The sequence below is a fragment of the Neobacillus sp. CF12 genome (assembly GCF_030348765.1).
Lineage (GTDB): Bacteria > Bacillota > Bacilli > Bacillales > Cytobacillaceae > Neobacillus.
Genome location: NZ_JAUCEU010000007.1, coordinates 5,910,024 through 5,933,819 on the forward strand (window position 1 = coordinate 5,910,024; position 23,796 = coordinate 5,933,819).

A 23,796-nucleotide genomic window follows, 5' to 3' on the forward strand; every position below is an offset into this window, starting at 1 on the left:
TAGTCTTTATGAGTGACCACTTTTTTAATATCAACAAGATTTGGGTCACTTATAGCTTTTATGGGTGACCACTTTTTTCATTTCAACAAGATTTGGGTCACTTATAGCTTTTATGAGTGACCACTTTTTTCATTTCAACAAGATTTGGGTCACTTATAGCTTTTATGAGTGACCACTTTTTTAATTTCAAGAAGATTCCGGTCACTCATAGTCTTTATGAGTGACCACTTTTTTAATTTCAACAAGAATCCGGTCACTCATAGCCTATATGAGTGACCACTTTTTTCATTTCAACAAGATTTGGGTCACTTATAGCTTTTATGAGTGACCACTTTTTTCATTTCAATAAGATTTGGGTCACTTATAGCTTTTATGAGTGACCACTTTTTTAATTTCAAGAAGATTCCGGTCACTCATAGTCTTTATGAGTGACCACTTTTTAAACTCAACAAGATTTCGGTCACTCATAGCCTTTTGAGATTATGTGAATCTAAACAAAGTGATCAATCGTAAATTATGTATAATATAAAATAAAATAGTGTGAAGGGGGCGAGTTGGAATGTGGGGACTTTTAGCTGTACATAGTCTTGTGATAATTCTGTTCCTTATCCTCGGTTGGGCAGTAAGGAAAAAGGAAGGCTATTGGCTGATTTCAGGATTCGCTTCACGACCGAAGGAAGAACAAGAGGAGTTAATTGACAATGGTTATCCCCAGAAGGTAGGTAGTTTACTTATTTTAACGGCTATTGGCATGTTGATTCTGCTTCCCCTAATGTTTACCTCGTTTAAATATGCAACGGAAGTTCAATTTGGATTTATGAGCATATTTTTAATGGGGGGAATTATTTATCTAACTAAATATGAAGTTCCAAAAAAGCGGAAGCGCAGTTATATCATTAGTATTTCTCTGTTAATCGCCGTTATTGGGGGCTTGAGTACTCTTACTTTTTTTAGCTATCAAGGGTACTAGCTGGTAACTAAGGAGAAAAGTTTTGAAATTACAGGGATGTATGGGGATGAATGGGGTTATGAGGATATTACTTCGATTGAATTAATGGAAAAACTGCCAGAGGTTACCGTACGAACTAATGGCGTGGGTCTGCCTACACTTTCAAAGGGACATTTTAAAGTGAAAGATTATGGCAGCAGCTTACTCTTTATTCAGAAAGAATCGTCACCATATATTTATATAGAATTGAAGGATATGAAGATATTTATAAATGATAAAGACACTGAGCAGACGCGACTTTGGTTTGAGCAACTCAGCGAAAAAGCTGATATATCTCAATAAAAATCTCACCTCCTTAAGAGGGGAGGTGAGATTTTTGTTGATTATTTGTAGATTACAACTGAACCAACTGATTTGTCTTTTGCTTGTCCATTTACACGAACCTTTAGGCCAAAGTTTCCAATAGTACGACCAGCATCTGGCATGAATGTGTTTTCAAAAGAGTTGCTGTCATTAAAAAGTGAAACCGCTGGCTGACTTGGTCCAAACAATGTTTGAAGACCTGAATAGTCAAGATTTAATCCAGAAGTTGGATTTAAACCAAATGCAGCATCTGCAATATGAAAACGAGTAGATGCTTGGACTGGTGCTGAACCGTTTGCAAAGTTCCATTTTAAGTCTGTATTTGGATGTGCATCTACAACTCCTACGAATCCTTCACCAGGGTGTTCTCCTGTCCAGTTGTCAGTAAAGCTGTCATCCACATACCAAACAACTAATCCACTATCATAACTCATTAAGGAGTTACCACGCGCAATATGAGCGAGACCTTCATCGACACCCTTATGGTTACGCCATTCAAGGAGATAGTAATGATTTGTTAATTTATTTCCATCCATCTTTGTAAAACCATTTATTGTAAATGGAGATGTCGCATTTTCACCACCATCATCTACTAGAGTTTGCCCATCAGCAACCACTTTGATATTATCAGCAAAGAAGCCGATGAAAGAGGTACCCCAGTCAGTTGCATAGCGAAGACGAAGCTTAATTTTCTGACCTTTATATTCTGATAAATCAAAGGATTGTGCTTGCCATCCGTTAGAATTACCAGTGAATCCCGGCATAGAAGTTAAAATCGTTGGATAACCCTCTGGTACCACATCCGAACGGGTATTTCCATTTCCTAATGACTTCCAGGTTGTACCGTTATCAGTTGAAACTTGTACGAAGGCGAAATCCCATTGTGGTTCAATATCATACCAAGCGTCAAAAGTAAGTGTAGCAGAGATTTTGCCTGTTAAATCAACATCAGTTACCATATTGGTATCCATTTCATCTGCTTGTCCACCCCAATATTCAAAGCTACCCGCAGCAGGAGTGTTTACTGGCGTTTTCTTTTGAGGCAAGTTTACTTTAGCAGCAATTGCGTTTTTCCCATTTGGTGAGTTTGCTTGATCAAGTAACACTTGTGTTCCTTTTGTAGTTACTTCATTCCAGTCTAATTCAACAGTGTCATTTGTCCAATTTCCACTTAGATAGGATTGGAAATATGATTTTGCCAATGGAGAGAATCCAGTTGGCTCTGTACCGCCGATTTTACCAGCCCATGAACCACTTGCCATAATCGACCAGTAAGCAACTGCCTCACCAGTACCAGAGTACACTGTATCATATTCATCCGGGTATCCTAAATCATGTCCATATTCATGAGCGAACACACCTGTTGCCCCGTCTTCAGGCATCATCGTGTAATCGTAAAAACCTGGTTTACCAATTGGGTTTTGAATTGATGCATCGTATCCATCTAAGTCAACAAACTTTGCTGAGCGATGAGACCAAATTGCATCATCCCCAAGAGAACCACCACCAGCTTCTTGACCTACACCTGAATGAATAATCATTAAGTGGTCAACGAGACCATCTTTTTCTAACAGATTTCCATCTCCATCAAAATCATGTGGGTCTTCCAAATCATAATCCTCGACAGGAACTCCAGCTGCTATGGCAGCTTTATAGGTATCAACCACCAGTTGTTTGGATCCGCCTGGAGTAACGTTATCATGTCCACCAGATGCTCGGTCAGCACCATAAAACTTTGCCGTTCCAGGAACCTTTAACCAACCAAATGCTTTCCCATCTACTGAGTAGGTACCGCCTGATTGCTCTTTATAAAATTGTTTCATTGAAACAAAATCTTCACCATTGGGTCCTACAACGCCATCATCACCGAAAATCATATCTTCATAGTGTCTAAGAGGATAGTCTTCATAATAGTTGTCAGTCTCGGATGGATTAATGTTATTATGAGCAAAGTCAGAGTATTCTACTGCTAGGACTAATACCTTGTCCTTTCGTACATCACCAGTGTGGGGTATTTCCTGGACTGGATCTGGATTACCCTTTAAATGTCCGTTTTTCTTTCCTTCTCCATTCAATAAACCATTGTTAAATTCTTTAAATTTATTTTGCTTTTGGGCTTCCGCAGCCTTTACTTTTGCTGCTAACGGGTCAGACTCCTTAACGTTTGATTGCTTTCCTTTTAACTTAAGGTAGTTCTTTAGGAATTTTTGCTTTACCTCTTCAGATGAATCTTTAGAGAGGAGCCCTTGTTTAATAAAAGATTCTATTAATCTCTCTTCATTCACAATCGCTAAATCGAGTGAGCTGTTTGAAGAAAAGGAAGAGGCTTCAGCTTTATGTATGAGTGCAATATCCTTGGATGAAGCATCAATACTTGGGAATCCAGCAAATAATGTACCTGCAAGCATAACAGAAGAAAGACTAGTTTTTATAAACTTATTCAAATTTATTCCCCTTTTCGTTATATTTCGGCCGTATTAATATAATATTTAGAAAATTAGGACAAAACAATAGGTATATTTTACCTAATTTTTAACTAAATTAACGAAAAATTAAGTCTTGAGGCATGATTTTCGTCATTAAAATCGGATATTTTGTAGCAATCTGTCGATTTATGAAGAATAATAATTGTTCTATGAAAATAATAAAATGTATTTACAATTTTAATAAAGCCTGCTTATGTTGGGAATTATTTGAGTTTCAGAAAAGGAAGTAATACTGGCTTGATACTATTTGGAGGATTATGGTAATGATTTGTTAGTAGGGTAATGATAATATTGTAAAATTGATTTTATTATTCAAAAATATCAAGGTGTATTGACAATTATACCGATATAATTAATCTGAAGGGAAATAATACCCAAAAAAATACCGTCAACTTAAAAGGAATATTTTAAGGGCAGACGAGAACCTGAAAAATACAGCATACTTGAACTTGCAAAAGTATTGAGAGATGAATGGGGAGGATCGAGAAAGCAAAACTGGAAAATAGTTGGCATTACGTTATTACATAAAACCCCTCGGTAACTTTTATTGGAGTAACCGAGGGGTAAGAAGTCTAGATTAGAGATATGAATTTCTAAGAAGAATTAGCTGGACCGTCGTATACGGAACGTACGGTGGTGTGAGAGGTCGGGGTTAGTCACCCCCTCCTACTTGATTATTCAAGGAGAAAATTCGCACCAGCTGTATTTGATTGACCTTTGTATGTTGCATAAGCATAGATGTTGTAGTAATTTCCGGCAGGAAGTTTAAATCCATCTGGAATACCGTTAGCCCCAACTGTAATTTTTCCATCCCAAGCAAACGTAGTGTAACCTGGTGCAACATTCTCGTAAACGGCAATGTCACCTAAATATCCAAGTGGTGCTCCATCTGCATTTGAGAGATAGACAAAGAGTTCAACTGATTCTGCTCCACCTGGGAATAATCCCTCAATTTCAAATTGACCATCACCAAGTTGATTTACACCAACATATTCAGCACGTGGATAATCAGGCTCTTGGACGAACAAAATAGTCGGTACATCAAAAGTTGATTTTCCATCACTGATTGTAATTGAGCCTTCATAATAGCCTTGCTCTAATTTTCCTGCGTCAACTTGAACATTCAAATTAACACTTTGCGACTTACCAGCATTTACTTTTAAGTTGTTGCTAGTAGATACTTTGATTGAATCTGAATTTTCACCCATGTTAACTTGGAAGTTATAAGTCTTGTTTTCATCAGAAAGGTTCTTAATTGTAAAGTGCTGCTTTTCAACCTGTTTGCCTTTATTCTTATAGAAGGTTCCAAAAGAATGACTTCCAGGGGTAGCAAGAGTTTCCGTTTCAAGAGTGTCCATTACTCGAATGCTTCCTGCACCTTGTGTATTGTGAGGATATGCATTACCAGTAACAGGATTAATTAGTTCTTCCGCGGTATTCATTAAAGCAGCCTTTACATCCTGAACGCTCCAATTTGGGTTCTTTTGCAAGAGTAGTGCTGCTGTACCCGCTACATGTGGTGATGCCATACTAGTTCCTTGGTATGAAGCATAACCATGTGGATTTTCAGGGTCGTGTGTTGGAACAGTACTTGTAATGTTTACACCAGGAGCAGAAACATCCGGCTTTATCATCCAGGTATTATTTACTGGTCCACGAGAAGAGAAGTCAGCCATTGTTTCTCCAACTGTTGAATTGTATTCAATATTGAAGGTTACTTTATTGTTCCCATTTGCTAATTCTGCTAATAATTTTTTACCATCTTCTTGGGTTGTTCTAATGGTTGGTATTTCTGTACCTGGAACCATTACGATTTCACCAGCAGCGTTATTATAGATGATTGCGCCAACTGCACCGGCAGCTTTTGCAGCAATAGCTTTGTCAACGAAGGCGATTCCAGCTCCACGGCTGATTAATGCGATTTTTCCTTTTACATCTTTTCCTTCAAATTCGGCAGGGGAGCCGAAACCAACATGAACATACTCATATTCTTTTCCATCAAGAGCGTTAATTGCCTCATCACTTGGGAAGCCCATTACCTTAGCAGAAGGATAGGCAACGCCACCAGTAGTAGTAATGGTTGAGTCATAAACATTGTAAGGAAGTTGTGTAGCACCAACAGAAATAGCGTCACGAGACGTTCCTGGTGAACCAACTGTCCAGTTAGCTGGACCGCTGTTTCCGTTCGATGTTACTGCAACTACACCTTCAGCCATTGCCCAGTCTAAGGCAATGCTTGTAGCATAATCAGGATCATTTATAGAATTACCTAAAGAAAGGTTCATAACATCTGCGCCGTCTTTAACAGCTTGTTCAATACCAGCAATAACGGCCTCAGTTGTTCCGCTTCCGCCCGGCCCTAAAACTCTGTAAGCGAGCAGCTTTGCTTCAGGAGCTACACCTTTAATTTGTCCATTAGCGGCAACTGTACCAGAGACGTGAGTACCATGAGCTGTTTCGTCATCAGGGTTACTATTATTTCTAGGTGTTTCTTGTGGATCGTTATCGTTATCTACAAAATCCCAACCTTTATAATCCCCAAACGCTTGGTCCAAATCTGGATGAGTGTAATCGGCACCAGTGTCAATAACCGCTACTGTTATCCCTTTTCCAGTGAATCCGGCATCCCATGCATCATTTGCACCGATATGCGGGGCACTTGCTAACATATTTGGACTATACTCATCTTTAGATAGTAATTCACCTTTGCCTACGCTAGTTACTTTATAAGTTACATCTGGATAGACTGCCTTTACTCCTGGCACAGCCAATAATGAAGGAATTTCATTCGCAGGCAATTCAACTGCAAAACCAGAAAAAACATAGTCATATTCGCGGCTTACTTTTAAGCTTTTTACTGCTTTACTAACATCTGATTTAACTTGATTACGTATTTTTGATAAATTTGCTTTAGTTTGTTTTTTTCCTGTATGTTTCGCCTCAACGATTGATGGTTCTTCTAGTTCAACAATTACACTTGTGTTTTTGGTTGAAGAGAAATTAAAATTACCAACTAAGTTAGCAAGTTCCGGTGCAGCCTTACTATCCGTAACATTAACAGCACCTACACCTGCACCCATTGTTGATAATACTAATAAGAATACAAGAGTAACGAGAAAAGATTTAGTATACCTCTTTGCCATGGCTAGACCAAGCCCCTTTTCTATTTTTATTTTTATGCGTTATTACGTATATCCCTCCCTAAGTAAACGCACAAAACACAATTTATGTAACATTGTAAATATTCTGTTAACACATGACTATTTCCTTGAATCCTTTTATCTATTAATTAGTGTAAAAACTCTTAAAACCGACAAAAACCACCCATACTTTAGGGCTATAAATGCGAAAACCTATGGTTTTACAATCGAAATGCAATCCTAACTCAATTATAAAAAGCTCACCGATTTGGAGAGCTTTTTGCTTGCGGTAAATGCTTATGTCAAACAATTTTTAAACGAGTTTGGGATTTTTTCGGATTTTTTTTAGACTAAATCAAATACTACTATTAAAACTGATTGAAGAAATGGGATATGTATATGAAGAATCCAAAGCGGAATAAAATACCCTTTATTGTCTTATTTCTAATCCACACCAGTCTTCTTGGGTATTCCTTTTATAAAAGTAAAAACAAAAAGCAATTATTTTCTCTTTTAATGTCAAATACAGGTTTAACGTATTTGCTAGAATTTTTTGTGCTTAACCTTTTTGATGCATATAGATATAAGCCAAGAGTGATGAAAAATAACTTTTTTGATAATATATTTGGTGCCATTTTATCTCAGGCTATTTTTGTGCCCTTTACTGCAGTTTTTTTAACTGTATTTAAATTAGGCTGGGTATGGAAATTACTTGGTGGTATTTATTTTTCATTGATAGAACTCATATTCTTAAGATTAAAAGTATATAAACATAATTGGTGGAGAACCTTATATACCTTAATATTAATTCCCATATACTTTAAAATCAGTGATTGGTGGAGTTTTTTGTTAATAAAAAAGAATCCGTTCATCCGCTTTATTTCACTTTTCTTAAGCATTATGGTAACTGAAGCAAATTTATTATTTATATTTGCTTCAACTCGTAAAATACGTTTCGGGTTCGGGAGATATCATTCTTGGACGGAGCATTTTATTATTGTACCGTTGTATGCAATTTCCTTATCTTTATTTTCTACTTTGTCATTCTTAAAACAGAATGATTGGAGTGCGAAACTAAGGGTACTACTAATGATTGTTGGATTAGATTGGTTTTTTAAAAAGAAAAAACTATTAAAGGAAAATTTACATGGTGTAGACTATGTTGCTATACGAATTTTAATGGTATTGCTTTATGGCCAATTTAGAGATTGGGTTTATGGAACAAGGAATAAGGTTGAGGTAGGAGAGTTAGAGGAGGAAATGGAAACCAAAATGACAAGTGATTAAAAATAGACATAAAAAAAACGCCTACAGGGCGTAGAATGCATATTGTAATTACAATGGATTCATGATAAGATAAGTTTTGGTTTATAAATATCATAGATAAATATTAAATTATCTCTATATTATATTAACACATCAAGAGAATGGTTGTCAATATATATGGAAATAAAATTTTTCTGGAGAGTGGTCAAATGAGTGATACCCAAAAAAGTGACTTCCAGGTGGAGCAGGAACGAGTTAATACAGTTATTAAGGAGATTGAAAAGAAAAAGCAAAAACTCCAGCAAAATACTGGGGGTGTTAGTTCAGATGTCCTCGAGCTTCGAAAGTCTTTTTGGGAAGATGTAACGGTTAATATGGATGAGCCGGATGACGTTATAGAAACGGCAGCAAGTATTAAGCAGCAGGCGGAGTTGTTATCTGAGCGGGAACGAACCTTTAAACAAATGAATAAACAGATGCGAATCCTTGAACGCTTAAAATATTCACCATATTTTGGGCGGATAGATTTTTTGGAAACTGGAGAGAAAAACGTTGATCATGTGTATCTTGGAATTGCATCACTAATGGATGAGCAGGATGAGAATTTTTTAATCTATGATTGGCGTGCACCTATTTCCAGCCTTTATTATGATTTTGCACCAGGTCCTGCTTCTTATCATACAATGGACGGGAAAATCGAAGGTGAGATGAATCTTAAAAGACAATTTATCATTAGAGATTCAACAATTAAAGCCTTGTTTGATACTGGAGTAACCATTGGGGATGAAATGCTCCAAGAGGTTCTTGGAAATAATGCGAATGCACAAATGCGGAGTATTGTTGCTACGATACAGAGAGAACAAAATCTAATCATTCGGAATGAAAAAAGCAAGCTCCTCATTGTTCAAGGGGTAGCGGGCAGTGGTAAAACATCTGCAGCCCTCCAACGTGTGGCATATTTACTATATCGGTACCGTGAAACATTAAAGTCTGAAAACATCATGTTGTTCTCGCCTAACCCCTTGTTTAACTCCTATGTATCGACAGTACTCCCTGAGTTGGGTGAAGAGAACATGGAGCAGGCTACCTTTATGGAATATCTTAATAATCGAATTGGAACTCAGTTCGAGGTTGAGGATCCATTTGATCAAATGGAATTTTTACTGAATGTTGAAAAGCACTCAGATTATCATAGCAGGGTTAAGGGAATACGATATAAGTCAAGTTTGCAGTTTAAACAGATCATTGATCAGTTTGTAATTGATTTGTCTAAAAAGGGTCTTCTTTTTAAAGATTTAATTTTTCGAGGCGAGATTTTTATTTCCAAGGAAGCAATCTACGATTACTTTTATTCATTAGATAACAGTTTCACCATCCCCAACCGATTGGAGATGGTAAAGGATTGGCTGTTAAGGGAGTTAAAGAGAAGAGTCAGACAAGAACGTTCAAAAGCCTGGGTAGAAGAAGAGGTTCAATTTCTTGAAAAAGAGGATTATTTAGAGGCATACCAAGAACTTCAAGAGAAAGACCGATTTACTGATAAAAGCTTTGATGATTTTGAACAGGAACAAAAGCTCCTAGCCGAAAAGATAGTCAAACAAAAGTTCAGGCCTTTATTTTCTAGAGTTAAAAAGTTAAATTTTATCGATATGCAGGGGTTATATAGTCAATTATTTAAAGTGGGGGTCGATAATAAAGAAGTCCTTCTTGACGACTGGGCACAAATTTGTTTGCAAAGTATTAAACAATTAGCGAACTATAAAATAGCTTACGAGGATGCAACTCCTTTTGTCTACTTACAGGATTTACTGAAGGGAAGAAAATCTACAACAGGTATCCGTCATATTTTTATTGATGAAGCACAGGATTATTCCCCATTTCAGTTTGCACTAATAGAAAGGCTCTTCCCATATAGTAAAATGACACTTCTTGGCGACTTCAATCAAGCTATCTTCTCAGGGGCGACAGGATCTCCTACGGTTATTTCAGATTATGAAAAAAAGGGAGAAGACATAGAAAAGATTATTTTGACCAAAACATATCGTTCAACGAAGGAAATTGTTGATTTCACTAGCTCTTTGATTGAAGGCGGCGATAAAATTGAACCTTTTAACCGCCATGGCAAAAAGCCAACAATCCAAAAAGCGGAACCTGATTTACTAAACGGGTTCATTCAGGATAAGATAAATGAGTTTTACAAAGAAGGTCATAGAACGATTGCTGTTATATGCAGAACGGCAGCAGAAAGTAAAAGGGTGTACGAGGAGCTTAAAGATGAGGTTCCATTGCATCTAATTGAGAAAGCGACGATTGCTTACGAAAAAGGTATCTTGGTAATTCCGTCTTATTTGGCAAAAGGAATCGAGTTCGACGCAGTTATTCTATATGATAGTTCTCAATATAAAAATGAAAGTGAACGTAAGTTATTTTATACCGTCTGTACCCGTGCGATGCATAGGCTTCATATGTTTATAACGAATGACTTGAGTCCACTCATGAGAAGCGTAGCGGAAAAATTGTATGAGGTAGAATAGGTACGAAAAAACAGCGTCCGAAAAATCGGGACGCTGTTTTAGTTCGATTGCCATTGTTTTTGAACCTGTTCATAAGCAAGACGGTAAATTTCTTCTTCAGGTGTATTAGAATTGGCTATGACATTTGTTAAATAGTCTTTTCCTTCATACGTTACTTTTACATTTACTTGGAGCATAAGATCACCTCTTATCTAGAGTTTTTAAATAATTTGTATGCATTTAAGGTTGAATTGATATAATGGTTCTAATCGTTTTAATTGGGGGTTAAAGATGTCTATTCAATTTGAAGAAATAACAAAAGAAACGCTATATATTGCGCTTGAAATCATAAATTCAAATCCAAATTATAATATAATCGAAAATGGTATTCCTAAAAGGGAACTTGTAGAAATGGAAGAAGAGTTATTAAACCCAGAGACTACTAGTGTCTTTATTAAACTAGATGATACCTTTATTGGGGTTATGGACTACTTAATGGAAAATCCGAAAGATCAATGCCCGTGGTTGGGACTTTTAATGGTTCATGGCGATTACCAAGGATTTGGTTTTGGTACACAGGCGTATGCACTTTATGAAAGTGAGATGTTGAAAAGAGGTTTAAATCGAATACGCATTGGAGTTATTAAAGAAAATGTAAAGGCAAAACAATTTTGGGAATCATTAGGGTTTCTTTATATTAAAACAGCTTTAAGTGAAAATGGCAAGGAAATTTTCGTTTATGAAAAAAACTTCCCGAAGGAAGCTTAAACCTCTAATAACAAAAATTCCTCAGCAAATTGCTGAACCTGATTTTTGTCAATTGTTTTCTTCCTTAATGTAGATTCTGCCAATACTAAGTGGGCATGAATAGCAGCATTTCTTTTTAAATCTCGAATAGTTACATCGCCATTCAGTAATTGAATGGCACTTTCTCGGATGTCTTGATTCTTAGAAGACTGATACAGGAGAAAAGCAATACAAGTGATTTTATCCACAATCAACACTCCTCTTAATTTATATCAAGAATCGAACATTTCTTAAGATATTCGACTGCTGGTTTTAAAAATCCTGCAAATTTTCTGAAAAAAAGGTGAGAAAATGCAGGAAAATTTGTTGAATATTGCTTATTTGTTGTTTGTTTTATATAATATTGAAGGGATAAAAGAAACAATGATACTGTGGAAAATAACCTTGCGTCCCATGGGCGGGAGGATTTTTATTTTTACATAAAAGTTGGAGGTTGTACTTAGATGAAACAAGCCCTAATTAAGGATTTGTACAGAAATACAGAAAGCTACATAGAAGAGAAAGTTCAATTATCAGGTTGGATACGCACCATTCGCGATTCAAAAACATTTGGGTTCATTGAATTGAATGATGGCAGTTTCTTTAAAGGGGTTCAAATCGTTTTTGATGAGCAATTGGAGAATTTTAAAGAAATTGCAAAGCTCCCAATTAGTTCTTCTATTAAAGTAGAGGGAGATTTCATTCATACTCCGCAGGCAAAACAGCCATTCGAAATTAAAGCAACCAAGATTGTGATTGAAGGACTTTCAAATGTTGATTTTCCTTTACAAAAGAAGAAGCATACCTTTGAATATTTAAGAACAATCGCCCATTTAAGACCGCGTACTAACACTTTTTCAGCTGTTTTCCGTGTTAGGTCGCTAGCTTCTTATGCTATTCATAAATTCTTCCAAGAAAAGGGATTTGTTTACGTGCATTCGCCAATTATCACAGGAAGTGATACCGAGGGTGCGGGTGAAATGTTCCGAGTTACAACACTCGACATTGATAATCCTCCAAAAAATGAAGAGGGCAAAACAGATTTGACAAAGGATTTCTTTAACAAAGAAACAAACCTAACGGTAAGTGGCCAGTTATCTGCAGAAGCGTTTGCCTTGGCTTTCCGCAATGTTTACACATTTGGCCCTACATTTAGAGCGGAAAATTCTAATACGGCTCGACATGCAGCAGAATTCTGGATGATTGAACCGGAATTAGCATTCGCGGAGCTTCCTGATATTATGGATCTTGCAGAAGAAATGGTTAAGTATGTAATCGGCTATGTTCTTGAACAAGCACCAGAAGAAATGAATTTCTTTAATAGCTTTATCGAGAAAGGCTTATTAGAACGCCTAAATAATGCTCATAATTCAAGTTTCGGGCGTGTGACATACACGGAGGCAATTAATATATTAATGGAGTCTGGTGAAACCTTTGCTTATCCAGTTGAATGGGGACTCGACCTCCAAACAGAGCATGAACGTTATTTATGCGAAAAAGTATTTAAAAAGCCGGTATTTGTAACGGATTATCCGAAGGAAATCAAAGCCTTCTATATGAGGTTGAACGAAGACAACAAGACGGTTGCTGCAACCGATTTACTTGTACCTGGGATTGGTGAATTAATCGGAGGAAGCCAGCGTGAAGAGCGTGAGGATATTCTTGCAGGAAAAATTAATGACCTTGGTATGAATGAAGAAGATTATTGGTGGTACCTTGAACTTAGAAAATATGGCGGCACAAAACACTCAGGGTATGGTCTAGGTTTTGAACGCTTAATTATGTACCTTACTGGTATGTCAAACATCAGAGACGTCATTCCATTCCCAAGAACAACAGGTAATGCTGAATTTTAAAAAGAAAAGCGGAAGCGCCTTGCCCAAGGAAAAATGCAGTTCAATTTTTCCCCTTGGCGCTGAAGCTAGACAATCACATAAATAAAGAAGACCAATCCATGGATTTGGTCTTTTTACTTATCTATTGAGTTTGAAATTCTTCTTCGAAAAAAAATGTACCAGGATGCTCTTTCACAATGTATGAGTATCTTTTCATATTCTTTACATATTGCCATTTTAAAATGGTAACTTCCTCGCCAGTGTCCTTTAGTTTCACAGTTTGCCCGCTATTGAATCTGTTATTTGAGTTTCTCAAATCAACACCCCTTTTTTCATCAAATTTAATTATAACATATTTTTTGTTGAGTCGCTTGTTACTATCTTATGAAGCTTTTTGGAGCGACTTTTAGGTTGCAGGATAATGTGGCTAAGGTGTGATTCCTTTCATTTGAATTTCCATTGTGTTACACTATTTAAAAAGTGAGGTGTCATTTTGTCAAATTATAAAGCGAAAAAGAGTAACCTCAAAGCCTTATTATCAAAAAACAGCATGAATCTTGAAGGTTTGGAAAAGAATACACATATCCCTTTGGAGCAGCTTAACGGCTATATGTCAAAGAAAGTGATGAATCTAAGTACAGCCATGACGATTTCTAAAGAGTTAAATTGCCAGATCGAGGATTTGTACGACTGGGAATTAGAAGAAAAAATTTAAAACAGTAATTTGTCACTAGGTAAACATCCTAGTGACATTTTTAATAACTTCACCATTCTATATGGTGTTTATTCAACGTTTAATGGGGAGTTAATGGATGTGAACTTGCTTAATTTTTCTTTCTCTGGTATGATTATGAAGAATTATTTTTGTTCGGTAGTAAAGGGAAGAATAAGTTATTGCTTTTCGCCTGGATCTTTAAAGAGCAAGAATAGTAATACAATGTGTGGATTACACACTAGGAGGCAACAAATATGGAAAACGGTAAAGTAAAATGGTTTAATGCAGAAAAAGGTTTCGGATTCATCGAACGCGAAGGTGGAGAAGATGTATTCGTTCACTTTTCAGCAATCCAAGGCGAAGGCTTTAAAACTCTTGAAGAAGGCCAAGCAGTAACTTTTGATGTTGAAAAAGGCGCTCGTGGACCTCAAGCAGCTAATGTAAACAAAGCTTAATCACATAGTATGTGAAAAAACAGACCTACATGGTCTGTTTTTTTGTTTTCTAGTTATTAATGTATTTTTCAAACACAAAGCCAAAATCTTTTACACTATATTGTTTTTTGCTTTCCTCAAGCCATTGGAAGGCTGCTTGGTTTATCATTTTGAATTGAACAACTATGTTGTTATCAGCGCTATTTACACGACCTAATGTGGTGGAAGCAATATCAAGACTTTCTTTGGCGAAACGAAGGGAAATTTCATTGTCATGAGTCAATTCAGAAATCTTTATCAGTGCCTTGTATAAGTCTTTGACTTCTTCAATATGTTTTTTATGGACATCAATTGAGAATGGCTGGGAACCAATCTTGAATTTAATTTCGATATCAAGGTCGACTGTACCAGCTGTCTCTAGTTTAACATCTGATATTTTATTTGTTGCGTAACTATAGCGGTGAAGCATTCTTTTTTTACTGGTGGCACTTGTTCCATCTAGATGAATTAGGGCATTATTTGTGAAACAATATTCATCTGATTTTGATTTTATTAAAAAGTAAATCCTTTCGTTATCTTCATGCATAACATAATCATCGGAATCAACCTTATCATAATTTTCTGGTTTAATGACGGACCCTACATCGCTTAATCCTAAAATATCTGCTGCTACTTTCCCAAACATTGTATCAACCTCACTTACCTAAATTTAGTTGCCATTCAACTATACGAATATGTAAACAAGAAGTTTCAAGTATTTTGAACGACAAAACAATTTATGCAGCATTTTTTCATCTTATGCTTTCGAAATAAATACAAATAAATCAGACATTTGTTATAATAATACAATGCAATTAACTACTGCAGGGATAAAATTAGATAGAGGGGAAAAGAATTAAATGCGTCCGATTGTTTTAGGTGTTTTGTCTGCCTTCTTTTTTGCGTTTACGTTTATTATCAACCGTTCTATGGAATTAGAAGGAGGAAGCTGGATTTGGAGTGCTTCACTTCGATATTTTTTTATGGTACCTTTTCTGCTGCTTATTGTTTATGGGAGAAAAAATCTTAAGCCATTATTAGTAGAAATGAGAAAAAATCCACGTGCTTGGTTAATGTGGAGTTTTGTCGGCTTTGGACTATTTTACGCTCCAATCTGCTTTTCCGCAGCCTATGCACCTGGATGGCTAATTGCTTCAACCTGGCAAATTACCATTATTTCAGGCTCTTTATTAGCGCCACTTTTTTTCGAAAGTGTTATGACTCAAAAGGGTCCCATTCAGGTAAAAGGTAGAATACCTTTAAAAGGCATGGCAATGTCGTCAATTATTTTGTTGGGAATTATTTTAATGCAGATAGAGCAAGCGGGTTCACTAACACCAATTGAGGTTTTATTAGGCGTGGTACCAGTTATTATTGCCTCATTTGCTTACCCTTTAGGGAATAGAAAGATGATGGATTTGTGTGGAGGAAGGCTAGATGTTTTTCAACGCGTATTAGGAATGACATTAGCCAGTTTGCCGCTTTGGTTTGTTTTATCTATATATGGATTATTTACGGTGGGTCCACCTAGTATTGGACAATCGGTTCAATCAGGAATCATAGCTATTACTTCAGGTGTGATCGCTACCATTTTATTTTTTCAGGCGACAGATCTTGTTAGAGGAAATATGCAAAAACTTGGGAATGTAGAAGCAACACAGTCAATGGAAGTTTTATTCGCTTTAATCGGAGAGCTGATCCTGTTGAAAGCAGCATTCCCGTCCGCACTATCTTGGACAGGGATGATACTCGTAATGGCTGGAATGGTGCTTCACAGTTATGTTTCGCATAAAGGTGAAATTCTTGAAGGAAAAAAAGTGAGTGCCTAAACACTCCAAGCCTAATCAGTTACTTGATTAGGCTTGGAGGTATTAACTCGTAAGATAGGGTGTGAGTTTATCGATTGTCTCTTGGACCAGTTTTGCATTTTTCTCATACATAGCTTTTGATTTTTCGTCCTTTGTCCCTAGAGAGAATATTTCTAAATCAGCCTGTGTTTTTTTTAATGTTGCTAATAATAGAGGTCGCTGATTGGGAGTAGGGGTTTGCATTTTGTCATCATAGATATCAACGGTTAATTCTCCGTATGAGTCTACTTGACCAATAAATACATTGTCGAGAGTCAGATCCAGTTTAGCTAATTCTATATGGAGCCATCCTCTACTTTTTCCAGCAGACCTTAATGCCTCATCAACAATTTGTCCATCCATTATTACTGTTTGTGGTTCTTTTTCATTTGCTACCTTCATTTGAAGGTCTTTAGGTGTTAATGGACGATATTCTTTTTTCAAAAGAGCACTTAGTGTACCTCTCGGCTCGAGCACGGCGAATTCAACATCGGCAACACGATAAATATCTTTCTGACGGAGTAGAGCGGATAATTCATCAATTGTGTATTTTTCTTTCTTTAAATTTTCCTCTAATACCTTACCATCTTTAATCAGGACAGTCCCTCTTCCATCAGCAAGGTTCCGAACCGTTTTGCTTTTTAAAGCTAAATAATCCACTAATAATGTAATTAAACTAAAAATAACAATTGCTAGTAGTCCTTGAATGATGCTACTTTCAAGACCAGTGATCACTTCTCCGGCAATACTGCCAATTGTAATACCAGAAATATATTCAAAAAAAGAAAGCTCTGAGATTTGTTTTTTACCAAGTATTTTTGTCATGAAGAATAAAGCAGCTAAGAAAATAAAGGAACGGATGACAGTGTCAATCCAATCAGGCATACTCATTCACCTCGGTATTCTATTAACTTTTATACTGTGGTTCAAGTCTTTCAAGTTCCAAAACACGTGTCTGTAAATCTTTTTTTACGGAAGAAATTGTTAACATCGATTCATGGAATATTTCTTTAGTATCTGGGTCTAAGGAATTTAATGCAAGGGAAGATAATTGGGCTTCAATTCCTTTTATTGTCGCTAGGCTTTGTTTAACGCTTGAAGCAATGGTCATAATCATTCTTCCTTTCTAAGCATAACAAATGGGTTGGCAAGGAGCCAACCCTATTCTTTTTATTGGTTATACTGAGGCTCTTCAGACAAGATTTCTTGAAGTCGTGGTTCAAGACTATCTAGGACAGATTGAGTTTGTTGTGCTGCATCTTGATAGAGTTTTTTTGCGTTTTGATTGTCCGTTGCGAGGGCAAAGGTTTCAAAACTTGCTTGAGCACTTTTTAATCCTGCTAATGCCTGTTTTACTTGTGTTCCAACTGTCATTGGTGTAATTCCTTCTTTCTGGTTCAAAGTGTATTTAACATAAACTATTATGTGGAGTTATAGAAAAATTATGTGAAACATTCGGTCATGTTAGTAAATAAGACTTTCCATGACTATAGGATGTAAAGCATGAGTTTTATCTAAAAAGATAAATCCATCGTACCGACTGCTCATGATGGATGGAACATAGTTTCCATATTGCTCGTATTCAGGTCGATACACAACACCGATAGCGCGATGTCCGATTGTTTTACTGAATTCTTCCCGATTTTCATCATTAAATAAAAGGTATTGGTTAAATGCGCCGGCTTTATGCATTAGGTTTTCCCAACTCCCAACTTGCGCAGAGGGAACTTTTGTAACGCGAAAATCTACTCCCCATTCCGTTGATGCGATAACCGTACCACTGTTTGTTCCAAAACCAACAATGTAAACATCCTCGGGAAAGTTCTGTTCCCTTATCAGTTGACCAACATTTACCATTCCTGCATCTTTCATATCGGTAGCCCGAGCATCACCAACATGAGTATTATGTTCCCAGATGATAACCTTTGCATCGTCACCATAAAACTTCATTACTGCATTCAAAGCTTCAACCATGTGTATGTCTCTCACATTCCAAGATTTTGAATCACTTGTTACCATTGTACGATAGTATTCTTCCGCATTAACAGTAACCAGTGCATTGACCTCCATGTTTAAGCTGCTTTCTTCATCATCATCATATTTCCACTTATTCTTTTGTATAGTTGTGAGGAGTGAAAGTGCTTCTTTCATGCAATCCTCTGATAAATAACCTGCGGAAACCGCATAGGATTCATTATTCCGGTTGAATGGCTCAAAACAGTTGAACGCATTTCTAGCCTGTTTAAGTCCTGTGTTACCGGTGCGTTCTAAGTATTTTATGATTTCGTCCATACTTTCCCACAGACTATAGACATCTAATCCGTAAAATCCAACTTTGTTTTTTCGTTTTGTTTGTTGATTAAAATCTTTTAACCACTGAACCAATTCAATTATTTCTTGATTTGCCCACATCCACGTTGGCCAACGATTAAAGCTTTCAAGAGCCTCTCGAACATCGCTAGGTGGTGAACCGATGTTTTTTATATAACGATTTATGCTTTGGCAAGATGGCCAGTCTCCTTCAACCGCAATAACAGAAAAACCTTTTTCTTTGATTAACCGTTTAGAAAGTTCTGCGCGGATTGTATAATATTCAGATGTTCCATGGGATGATTCGCCCAAGAGGACATACTTTGCATCACCGATATCTTCCATTAAGGGATCCAGGTCATCAATGGAATCAAAGGGTCTAGCATAATTTTTTATGGATTGTAACATTAGCAAACATCCCTCCAATACATAGTCATACAGCTAATCTTCCCTAAAGAACAAAAAACTCCCGAAAAAATTTATGACGCTTCGAAAAACTATTAGAGATACCTATATTTTTAATAGTCTAGTAATTTCGAAAAGTTCATCAATTTGTCACAACGACATGTTTTATGGAGAGTTTCTGGTGATATACTATAAGTGTAAAAGATAAATAAAAAGTTAACTTCTTAGGAGACTCAACCATCCGTGTTCGTTCCGATTGTGAACGAGTAGTAAAGGTTTCCCTTTGCATATGTTTGGTAGGTGGAGCGATGTAAATTGAATTGGAAAGGCACAAGTAATACGAAACTTCCTTTTTAGTGAAGAGGTAATCATCTATTCAAATGAATGTATAAAAGTTATTGTGATTTGGGAGTAAAGAATTGTTTATCTACCTATGTGAAAAGTACTTAGGTAAATATCTCAAACCAAAAATGATCTTTCTTAAAATTATTATGGAAGCTTCCATTTGTGAAGAAACCTAAAGTAATGAAGAAAAGAAAGAAACAACAAACAATAACAAAAACAAATAGAAGCAGTAACCTATTTGGACTTAAATTTGAATCAGGTGCTCACCTAAAAAGGTAAGGAGTAGCAATTAGGTAATAGATATGGTAAATGAAGTATCTTTATCGATATCATTATCTAAACACCTTCAACCAATACAAATCATACATTGCCAAGAAACTCATCCAAATAAAAGGATAATGAGTCATCGGTAATACCGGTAAATTTGTTTCTTTAAAGGAATTTGAATTCCATTAAATCCCATGTGAATTAATTCCTTCAACGGAACAACACACATCGGCTAAATCTTGGACTTTCCATTAGATCAGTAAAATGACTTTAAGGGAAAAGTGAAGAGACATTTTGGCTGATGTCATGGTTGGGTCCCCTAAGTGGTTAATATTCCCAAGAAGCTGTCTCGTATAGAGGCGGCTTCTTTTATTTGATTTTATGCAATCTGTAAATTGGGCGGAAATATCCAGCCAGATCAAAAAAATGGGAAATAAAGTGCATAATATTCAAAAAACTATCAATTTACTGATATAATGGAAGTACAATTCTATACGAAAGGGGCAAGATAATGTCAGGAATCCCAGATATTAGTCTTAATGAGCAACAGAAAGTAATTATGGAGAAAGTTCAACACAGAGGATTACCTACCAGGAAGATAATTCAAAGAATTATGCTTATTACTCTCGGGGCTGCCTTAATGGCCGTAGGGTTGGAAATTTTCCTTGTGCCAAATCATGTTATTGATGGAGGCATAGTAGGAATATCGATTATGCTTTCTTATTTGACTGGTTGGAAACTAGGTCTTTTTATTTTTATTCTGAATATTCCTTTTTTCTTTATCGGTTATAAACAAATTGGAAAAACCTTCGCACTATCCACTCTTTATGGCATTATTATTCTTTCCATTGGCACTACATTACTTCATCCAGTACCAGCCTTTACCCAAGATATTTTACTTGCAACCGTTTTTGGGGGAATCGTCCTCGGGATCGGGGTAGGGTTGGTAATCCGTTACGGTGGATCCTTGGATGGTACCGAAATTCTTGCCATTTTATTTAATAAGAAGCTTCCATTTTCTGTTGGGGAAATTATCATGTTTTTTAATTTATTCATTCTTGGAAGCGCTGGCTTTGTCTTCTCATGGGATCGTGCCATGTATTCTTTAATTGCCTATTTTGTTGCCTATAAAACAATTGATATTACCATCACAGGTCTAGATGAATCCAAATCGGTTTGGATCATTAGTGACAATTCAAAAGAAATTGGCGAAGCCATTATGAATCGATTAGGTCGTGGAGTTACTTATATACATGGAGAGGGTGCATACTCTGGGGATGACAAAAAAGTAATTTTCTGCGTGATTAACCGACTTGAAGAAGCGAAGTTGAAGGAAATTGTTACTGAAAGTGATGAGAATGCATTCCTTGCCGTTGCGGATATAGCTGAAGTTCGCGGAGGAAGGTTTAAGAAAAGAGATATCCACTAATAAATCTGCCGTAATGGCAGTTTTTTTTGTATCTTTTTCGATATTAAAGTGATATCATAATAGTATCAAATTAATTTCATTATTAAAGGGAGTGATTACTTTGAAAGAAAAGGAAATGTTTAAGTTCAACGGTTTTGTTGGTGTTTTACTCTTCCTTTTGTTCGGTGTAATAACAGTATTTTGTTTTAGGCAATTTGTTTTAAGTGAAAACATGATTATGTTGTTTACTTTTGTAGTAACGTTAATTGTAACAGTACTTCTACTTTCTGCATTTACGATAATTCAACCAAATCAAGCAAAGGTATTTACGCTTTTTGGAACCTATCTAGGAGTTATAAAGCAGGAAGGTTTCTGGTTGTCGGTTCCGTTAACAGTCAGAAGAAATGTTTCATTACGTGTAATCAATTTCAATAGTGATAAATTAAAAGTAAATGATCTAGAAGGTAATCCTATAGAAATTGCAGCCGTAGTTGTTTATAAGGTATTCGATTCAGCCAAGGCAGTATTTGATGTTGAAGATTATAAAGAATTTGTTCATACACAAAGTGAAACGGGGCTGCGCCATATTGCTAGTCAGTATCCCTATGATAATTTTAATAATGATTATGAAATCTCTTTACGACAACATTCAGATGAAGTAGCAGAGGAATTAACAAAGGACCTTCAACACAGACTAGAGCTTGCAGGTGTGGAAATAATTGAAGCTAGAATCATGCATTTAGCTTATTCCAGTGAAATCGCACATGCAATGCTGCAAAGACAACAGGCTAAGGCGGTATTAGCTTCTAGAAAAGTGATTGTTGAGGGTGCGGTTTCAATGGTTAAATCTGCAATTGATCAATTGAGTAATGAAGGGATTGTAGAGCTTGATGAAGAAAAGAAAGCACAAATGGTAAATAATTTAATGGTAGCATTAGTTTCCGAAAAAGGAAGCCAGCCTATAATCAATACAGGAAGTATCTATTAAGGTTGTGACAAAGTGGCTGAAAAAAAAAGATTTTTACTTCGTATTGATCAAGAGATCTATGATGCACTTGAAAAATGGGCAGAAGATGAATTCAGAAGTGTAAATGCTCAAATTGAACTGATTGTTAAAAAGAGTTTAAAGGATTCAGGCAGATTAAAAAAAAGTAGGGGCAAGGGCAATAAAGAGGAATAATGTATCGTAATATTTGATGCTTTTGCCAGTAGAGATGAACTTTCTAGAAATTACTGCAATTTATGTCGTTTAATGAAGAATTTACTCACTTGAACCTCAATTTTTGTCGGTGTATGCGCTTACCTAGGAAATATTTCATAAAGAATAAATATATTTCCCGAAGAAGGAATGTTAGTTTAGTACTAACATTCCTCTTTAATGCAAGAATACTTTAAAAGAGGAGCTCAAATACTTCATTGAGTTCATGCGCCCTTTTCTCATCCCGCTCTTCCTTGGCATAGTTAATTTCATTAGGCAGCATCCTGTTTAAAAAGTCAATTTCCTTTTGATTTAATTGCCTTACAAAATCTCCTTCAGATGTAAAATTACCTTCTGATAGTTTACGATATAATTGCCTGCCCTCTGAATGTTGGTCACTATAATTTGATAAGATTTCTCTTAAGTATCCCAATGTTTTGTCCATTTCCTCAACCATCCTTTCCTTTTTTATCATTTGACGAAATGATTTTTATATACCTTGTTCATTATTAAGATTCGCTTTTTGAAAATTGGTGCAGAATATAGAAGAAGCGATATTTGGTTAGAAGGTTTGGTTACAAAAAGGGGGGATCTGCTTGATTAACCGTTTGGTTAGAGCAGTACCAAATTTATTTACCATTGGGAATTTATTATCTGGAGTCTTTTCCATTACCTTTAATATGAATGGATATTTACAAATGTCGGCTTTGTTTATTTTCTTATCGGCAATTTTTGACTTTTTTGATGGGCGACTGGCCAGAAGATTGAAAGTGAACAGTGAATTTGGTGTCGAACTTGATTCATTAGCAGACATTGTTAGCCTTGGTGTTGCACCAGCACTTCTTTTTTACTCTTTGGAACCGCCATCAATTGTCACAACTATAGCCTTTATGCTGTTCCCTACTATGGGCGCATTACGGTTAGCGAAATTCAATGTAAAACCAACAAGGGGTTACTTTATGGGCCTTCCGATAACAGCTGCGGGTCTATTAATGGCGTTAATGGGAGTATTCTTGTATAGTAATGCTTTCATTACCATTATCCTTTCCATATTTATGGTTAGCCCCGTTAGAATAAAGAAGTTATAAAAACAGTACTGTAAACAAATAACATTTCGCCTGTTGTTTCCCAAACATAATCTCATCTTAAATGCAAAGATTAAGCTAATGGAAGGGGTGTTTTCCTTTCCATTCATGTTAGACGAAGGAGTGCTTTGGATGATAAATATGATGAAGCCGTTTTTCAATATGTTTGGTAAGAGACGAAAGAGTAGAGGGGCTATGTGGGCATCTCTACTTGGGGTCGGAATTAGTGCCGCCGTTTATGGTCTTACAAGGGGAAAACGAAAGAATATTACACAGCCTTTTCAAGAAGTGGTCCAAAGCTTTACACCCAAAAATAATATGAATTTCAATAACACTGCACTTGCTGAGTTCTCAGAAGAGTTATTAGCAAGTGCATTGAGAAATGACCATAATAATCGTTAAAAA

At 36.2% G+C, this 23,796-nt stretch carries 25 protein-coding genes; 14 read left to right on the forward strand and 11 right to left on the reverse strand.

Features of this window, described 5'->3' with window-relative positions; translation table 11 throughout:
- Nucleotides 1-559: 559 nt before the first annotated feature.
- On the forward strand, nucleotides 560-970 hold the full coding sequence (locus QUG14_RS28540) for a DUF3784 domain-containing protein (protein WP_289343827.1): 411 nt from the start codon (nucleotides 560-562) through the stop codon (nucleotides 968-970).
- A gap of 36 nt (nucleotides 971-1,006) precedes the next feature.
- On the forward strand, nucleotides 1,007-1,291 hold the full coding sequence (locus QUG14_RS28545; RefSeq protein WP_289343828.1) for a PH domain-containing protein: 285 nt from the start codon (nucleotides 1,007-1,009) through the stop codon (nucleotides 1,289-1,291).
- Nucleotides 1,292-1,332: 41 nt separating this feature from the next.
- Here QUG14_RS28545 and QUG14_RS28550 read toward each other — a convergent pair whose 3' ends face one another.
- Complete coding sequence (locus tag QUG14_RS28550; protein WP_289343829.1) at nucleotides 1,333-3,756, reverse strand: immune inhibitor A domain-containing protein; 2,424 nt, start codon at nucleotides 3,754-3,756, stop codon at nucleotides 1,333-1,335.
- 716 nt (nucleotides 3,757-4,472) lie between these two features.
- The gene (locus QUG14_RS28555) at nucleotides 4,473-6,941 is read right to left on the reverse strand and encodes a S8 family serine peptidase (RefSeq protein WP_289343830.1); all 2,469 of its coding nucleotides are present in this window, start codon (nucleotides 6,939-6,941) and stop codon (nucleotides 4,473-4,475) included.
- Nucleotides 6,942-7,337: 396 nt separating this feature from the next.
- On the opposite strand from QUG14_RS28555, the gene QUG14_RS28560 reads away from it, so the two are divergent.
- Both QUG14_RS28560 and helD read left to right on the forward strand, forming a co-directional pair.
- A complete protein-coding gene (locus QUG14_RS28560) occupies nucleotides 7,338-8,225 on the forward strand; it encodes a hypothetical protein (protein WP_289343831.1) in 888 nt (295 codons plus the stop codon).
- 188 nt (nucleotides 8,226-8,413) lie between these two features.
- Complete coding sequence (gene helD, locus QUG14_RS28565) at nucleotides 8,414-10,738, forward strand: RNA polymerase recycling motor HelD (protein ID WP_289343832.1); 2,325 nt, start codon at nucleotides 8,414-8,416, stop codon at nucleotides 10,736-10,738.
- Nucleotides 10,739-10,776: 38 nt separating this feature from the next.
- Here helD and QUG14_RS28570 read toward each other — a convergent pair whose 3' ends face one another.
- A complete protein-coding gene (locus tag QUG14_RS28570) occupies nucleotides 10,777-10,914 on the reverse strand; it encodes a BA3454 family stress response protein (RefSeq protein WP_289343833.1) in 138 nt (45 codons plus the stop codon).
- A gap of 94 nt (nucleotides 10,915-11,008) precedes the next feature.
- Between QUG14_RS28570 and QUG14_RS28575 the strand changes: the two genes are divergently transcribed.
- A complete protein-coding gene (locus tag QUG14_RS28575) occupies nucleotides 11,009-11,485 on the forward strand; it encodes a GNAT family N-acetyltransferase (protein ID WP_289343834.1) in 477 nt (158 codons plus the stop codon).
- Here QUG14_RS28575 and QUG14_RS28580 read toward each other — a convergent pair.
- A complete protein-coding gene (locus QUG14_RS28580) occupies nucleotides 11,482-11,712 on the reverse strand; it encodes a hypothetical protein (RefSeq protein WP_289343835.1) in 231 nt (76 codons plus the stop codon). The genes QUG14_RS28575 and QUG14_RS28580 overlap by 4 nt on opposite strands.
- Nucleotides 11,713-11,967: 255 nt before the next feature.
- Between QUG14_RS28580 and asnS the strand changes: the two genes are divergently transcribed.
- Nucleotides 11,968-13,359 (forward strand): asparagine--tRNA ligase, encoded by a 1,392-nt coding sequence (gene asnS, locus QUG14_RS28585; protein ID WP_289343836.1) that lies wholly within the window; start codon nucleotides 11,968-11,970, stop codon nucleotides 13,357-13,359.
- Between the two features lie 121 nt (nucleotides 13,360-13,480).
- On the opposite strand, the gene QUG14_RS28590 is transcribed toward asnS, so the two are convergent.
- Nucleotides 13,481-13,654, reverse strand: coding sequence for a hypothetical protein (locus QUG14_RS28590; protein WP_193747866.1), 174 nt, complete (start codon nucleotides 13,652-13,654; stop codon nucleotides 13,481-13,483).
- A gap of 177 nt (nucleotides 13,655-13,831) precedes the next feature.
- On the opposite strand from QUG14_RS28590, the gene QUG14_RS28595 reads away from it, so the two are divergent.
- Both QUG14_RS28595 and QUG14_RS28600 read left to right on the forward strand, forming a co-directional pair.
- Nucleotides 13,832-14,053 carry a helix-turn-helix domain-containing protein gene (locus QUG14_RS28595; RefSeq protein ID WP_289343837.1) on the forward strand — a complete coding sequence of 74 codons (222 nt, stop codon included), beginning with the start codon at nucleotides 13,832-13,834 and terminating at the stop codon, nucleotides 14,051-14,053.
- A gap of 254 nt (nucleotides 14,054-14,307) precedes the next feature.
- Complete coding sequence (locus QUG14_RS28600) at nucleotides 14,308-14,508, forward strand: cold-shock protein (protein WP_045523885.1); 201 nt, start codon at nucleotides 14,308-14,310, stop codon at nucleotides 14,506-14,508.
- 49 nt (nucleotides 14,509-14,557) lie between these two features.
- On the opposite strand, the gene QUG14_RS28605 is transcribed toward QUG14_RS28600, so the two are convergent.
- Nucleotides 14,558-15,172 (reverse strand): PH domain-containing protein, encoded by a 615-nt coding sequence (locus tag QUG14_RS28605; protein WP_289343838.1) that lies wholly within the window; start codon nucleotides 15,170-15,172, stop codon nucleotides 14,558-14,560.
- A 214-nt stretch (nucleotides 15,173-15,386) separates the two neighbouring features.
- Here QUG14_RS28605 and QUG14_RS28610 point away from each other — a divergent pair, with 214 nt between their 5' ends.
- Nucleotides 15,387-16,355 (forward strand): DMT family transporter, encoded by a 969-nt coding sequence (locus tag QUG14_RS28610; RefSeq protein ID WP_289343839.1) that lies wholly within the window; start codon nucleotides 15,387-15,389, stop codon nucleotides 16,353-16,355.
- A 42-nt stretch (nucleotides 16,356-16,397) separates the two neighbouring features.
- Here the strand turns inward: QUG14_RS28610 and QUG14_RS28615 are convergent, their stop codons facing one another.
- The 4 genes from QUG14_RS28615 to QUG14_RS28630 all read right to left on the reverse strand — a co-directional run bounded on the left by QUG14_RS28615 (nucleotide 16,398) and on the right by QUG14_RS28630 (nucleotide 19,091).
- On the reverse strand, nucleotides 16,398-17,258 hold the full coding sequence (locus tag QUG14_RS28615) for a DUF421 domain-containing protein (protein WP_289343840.1): 861 nt from the start codon (nucleotides 17,256-17,258) through the stop codon (nucleotides 16,398-16,400).
- A gap of 22 nt (nucleotides 17,259-17,280) precedes the next feature.
- A complete protein-coding gene (locus tag QUG14_RS28620; RefSeq protein ID WP_289343841.1) occupies nucleotides 17,281-17,484 on the reverse strand; it encodes a DUF1657 domain-containing protein in 204 nt (67 codons plus the stop codon).
- A 59-nt stretch (nucleotides 17,485-17,543) separates the two neighbouring features.
- Nucleotides 17,544-17,747: a DUF1657 domain-containing protein gene (locus QUG14_RS28625; RefSeq protein WP_289343842.1), complete on the reverse strand. Its 204-nt coding sequence runs from the start codon at nucleotides 17,745-17,747 to the stop codon at nucleotides 17,544-17,546.
- A gap of 90 nt (nucleotides 17,748-17,837) precedes the next feature.
- A complete protein-coding gene (locus QUG14_RS28630; RefSeq protein ID WP_289343843.1) occupies nucleotides 17,838-19,091 on the reverse strand; it encodes an erythromycin esterase family protein in 1,254 nt (417 codons plus the stop codon).
- Between the two features lie 1,168 nt (nucleotides 19,092-20,259).
- Here QUG14_RS28630 and QUG14_RS28635 point away from each other — a divergent pair.
- From QUG14_RS28635 to QUG14_RS28645, 3 genes are all read left to right on the forward strand, one after another.
- The gene (locus QUG14_RS28635) at nucleotides 20,260-21,129 is read left to right on the forward strand and encodes a YitT family protein (protein ID WP_353961117.1); all 870 of its coding nucleotides are present in this window, start codon (nucleotides 20,260-20,262) and stop codon (nucleotides 21,127-21,129) included.
- A 100-nt stretch (nucleotides 21,130-21,229) separates the two neighbouring features.
- Nucleotides 21,230-22,096, forward strand: a complete 867-nt coding sequence (locus tag QUG14_RS28640; protein WP_289343845.1) for an SPFH domain-containing protein — start codon at nucleotides 21,230-21,232, stop codon at nucleotides 22,094-22,096.
- Between the two features lie 12 nt (nucleotides 22,097-22,108).
- Nucleotides 22,109-22,288 carry a type II toxin-antitoxin system antitoxin gene (locus QUG14_RS28645; RefSeq protein WP_289343846.1) on the forward strand — a complete coding sequence of 60 codons (180 nt, stop codon included), beginning with the start codon at nucleotides 22,109-22,111 and terminating at the stop codon, nucleotides 22,286-22,288.
- 211 nt (nucleotides 22,289-22,499) lie between these two features.
- Here QUG14_RS28645 and QUG14_RS28650 read toward each other — a convergent pair whose 3' ends face one another.
- Complete coding sequence (locus QUG14_RS28650; protein WP_289343847.1) at nucleotides 22,500-22,751, reverse strand: sigma-G-dependent sporulation-specific acid-soluble spore protein CsgA; 252 nt, start codon at nucleotides 22,749-22,751, stop codon at nucleotides 22,500-22,502.
- Nucleotides 22,752-22,902: 151 nt separating this feature from the next.
- Between QUG14_RS28650 and pssA the strand changes: the two genes are divergently transcribed.
- Nucleotides 22,903-23,394 carry a CDP-diacylglycerol--serine O-phosphatidyltransferase gene (pssA, locus tag QUG14_RS28655; RefSeq protein ID WP_289343848.1) on the forward strand — a complete coding sequence of 164 codons (492 nt, stop codon included), beginning with the start codon at nucleotides 22,903-22,905 and terminating at the stop codon, nucleotides 23,392-23,394.
- Between the two features lie 129 nt (nucleotides 23,395-23,523).
- Nucleotides 23,524-23,793 carry a hypothetical protein gene (locus QUG14_RS28660; RefSeq protein ID WP_289343849.1) on the forward strand — a complete coding sequence of 90 codons (270 nt, stop codon included), beginning with the start codon at nucleotides 23,524-23,526 and terminating at the stop codon, nucleotides 23,791-23,793.
- Nucleotides 23,794-23,796: the final 3 nt, after the last annotated feature.

Coding starts and splice junctions, on each gene's coding strand:
- QUG14_RS28660 (WP_289343849.1), top strand. CDS start 23,524: ATGATAAATATGATGAAGCCGTTTTTCAATATGTTTGGTAAGAGACGA.
- asnS (WP_289343836.1), top strand. CDS start 11,968: ATGAAACAAGCCCTAATTAAGGATTTGTACAGAAATACAGAAAGCTAC.
- helD (WP_289343832.1), top strand. CDS start 8,414: ATGAGTGATACCCAAAAAAGTGACTTCCAGGTGGAGCAGGAACGAGTT.
- QUG14_RS28600 (WP_045523885.1), top strand. CDS start 14,308: ATGGAAAACGGTAAAGTAAAATGGTTTAATGCAGAAAAAGGTTTCGGA.
- QUG14_RS28610 (WP_289343839.1), top strand. CDS start 15,387: ATGCGTCCGATTGTTTTAGGTGTTTTGTCTGCCTTCTTTTTTGCGTTT.
- QUG14_RS28570 (WP_289343833.1), bottom strand. CDS start 10,914: ATGCTCCAAGTAAATGTAAAAGTAACGTATGAAGGAAAAGACTATTTA.
- QUG14_RS28630 (WP_289343843.1), bottom strand. CDS start 19,091: ATGTTACAATCCATAAAAAATTATGCTAGACCCTTTGATTCCATTGAT.
- QUG14_RS28555 (WP_289343830.1), bottom strand. CDS start 6,941: ATGGCAAAGAGGTATACTAAATCTTTTCTCGTTACTCTTGTATTCTTA.
- QUG14_RS28620 (WP_289343841.1), bottom strand. CDS start 17,484: ATGACCATTGCTTCAAGCGTTAAACAAAGCCTAGCGACAATAAAAGGA.
- QUG14_RS28635 (WP_353961117.1), top strand. CDS start 20,260: ATGGAGAAAGTTCAACACAGAGGATTACCTACCAGGAAGATAATTCAA.
- QUG14_RS28575 (WP_289343834.1), top strand. CDS start 11,009: ATGTCTATTCAATTTGAAGAAATAACAAAAGAAACGCTATATATTGCG.
- QUG14_RS28650 (WP_289343847.1), bottom strand. CDS start 22,751: ATGGACAAAACATTGGGATACTTAAGAGAAATCTTATCAAATTATAGT.
- QUG14_RS28545 (WP_289343828.1), top strand. CDS start 1,007: ATGTATGGGGATGAATGGGGTTATGAGGATATTACTTCGATTGAATTA.
- QUG14_RS28605 (WP_289343838.1), bottom strand. CDS start 15,172: ATGTTTGGGAAAGTAGCAGCAGATATTTTAGGATTAAGCGATGTAGGG.
- QUG14_RS28625 (WP_289343842.1), bottom strand. CDS start 17,747: ATGACAGTTGGAACACAAGTAAAACAGGCATTAGCAGGATTAAAAAGT.
- QUG14_RS28615 (WP_289343840.1), bottom strand. CDS start 17,258: ATGCCTGATTGGATTGACACTGTCATCCGTTCCTTTATTTTCTTAGCT.
- QUG14_RS28560 (WP_289343831.1), top strand. CDS start 7,338: ATGAAGAATCCAAAGCGGAATAAAATACCCTTTATTGTCTTATTTCTA.
- QUG14_RS28540 (WP_289343827.1), top strand. CDS start 560: ATGTGGGGACTTTTAGCTGTACATAGTCTTGTGATAATTCTGTTCCTT.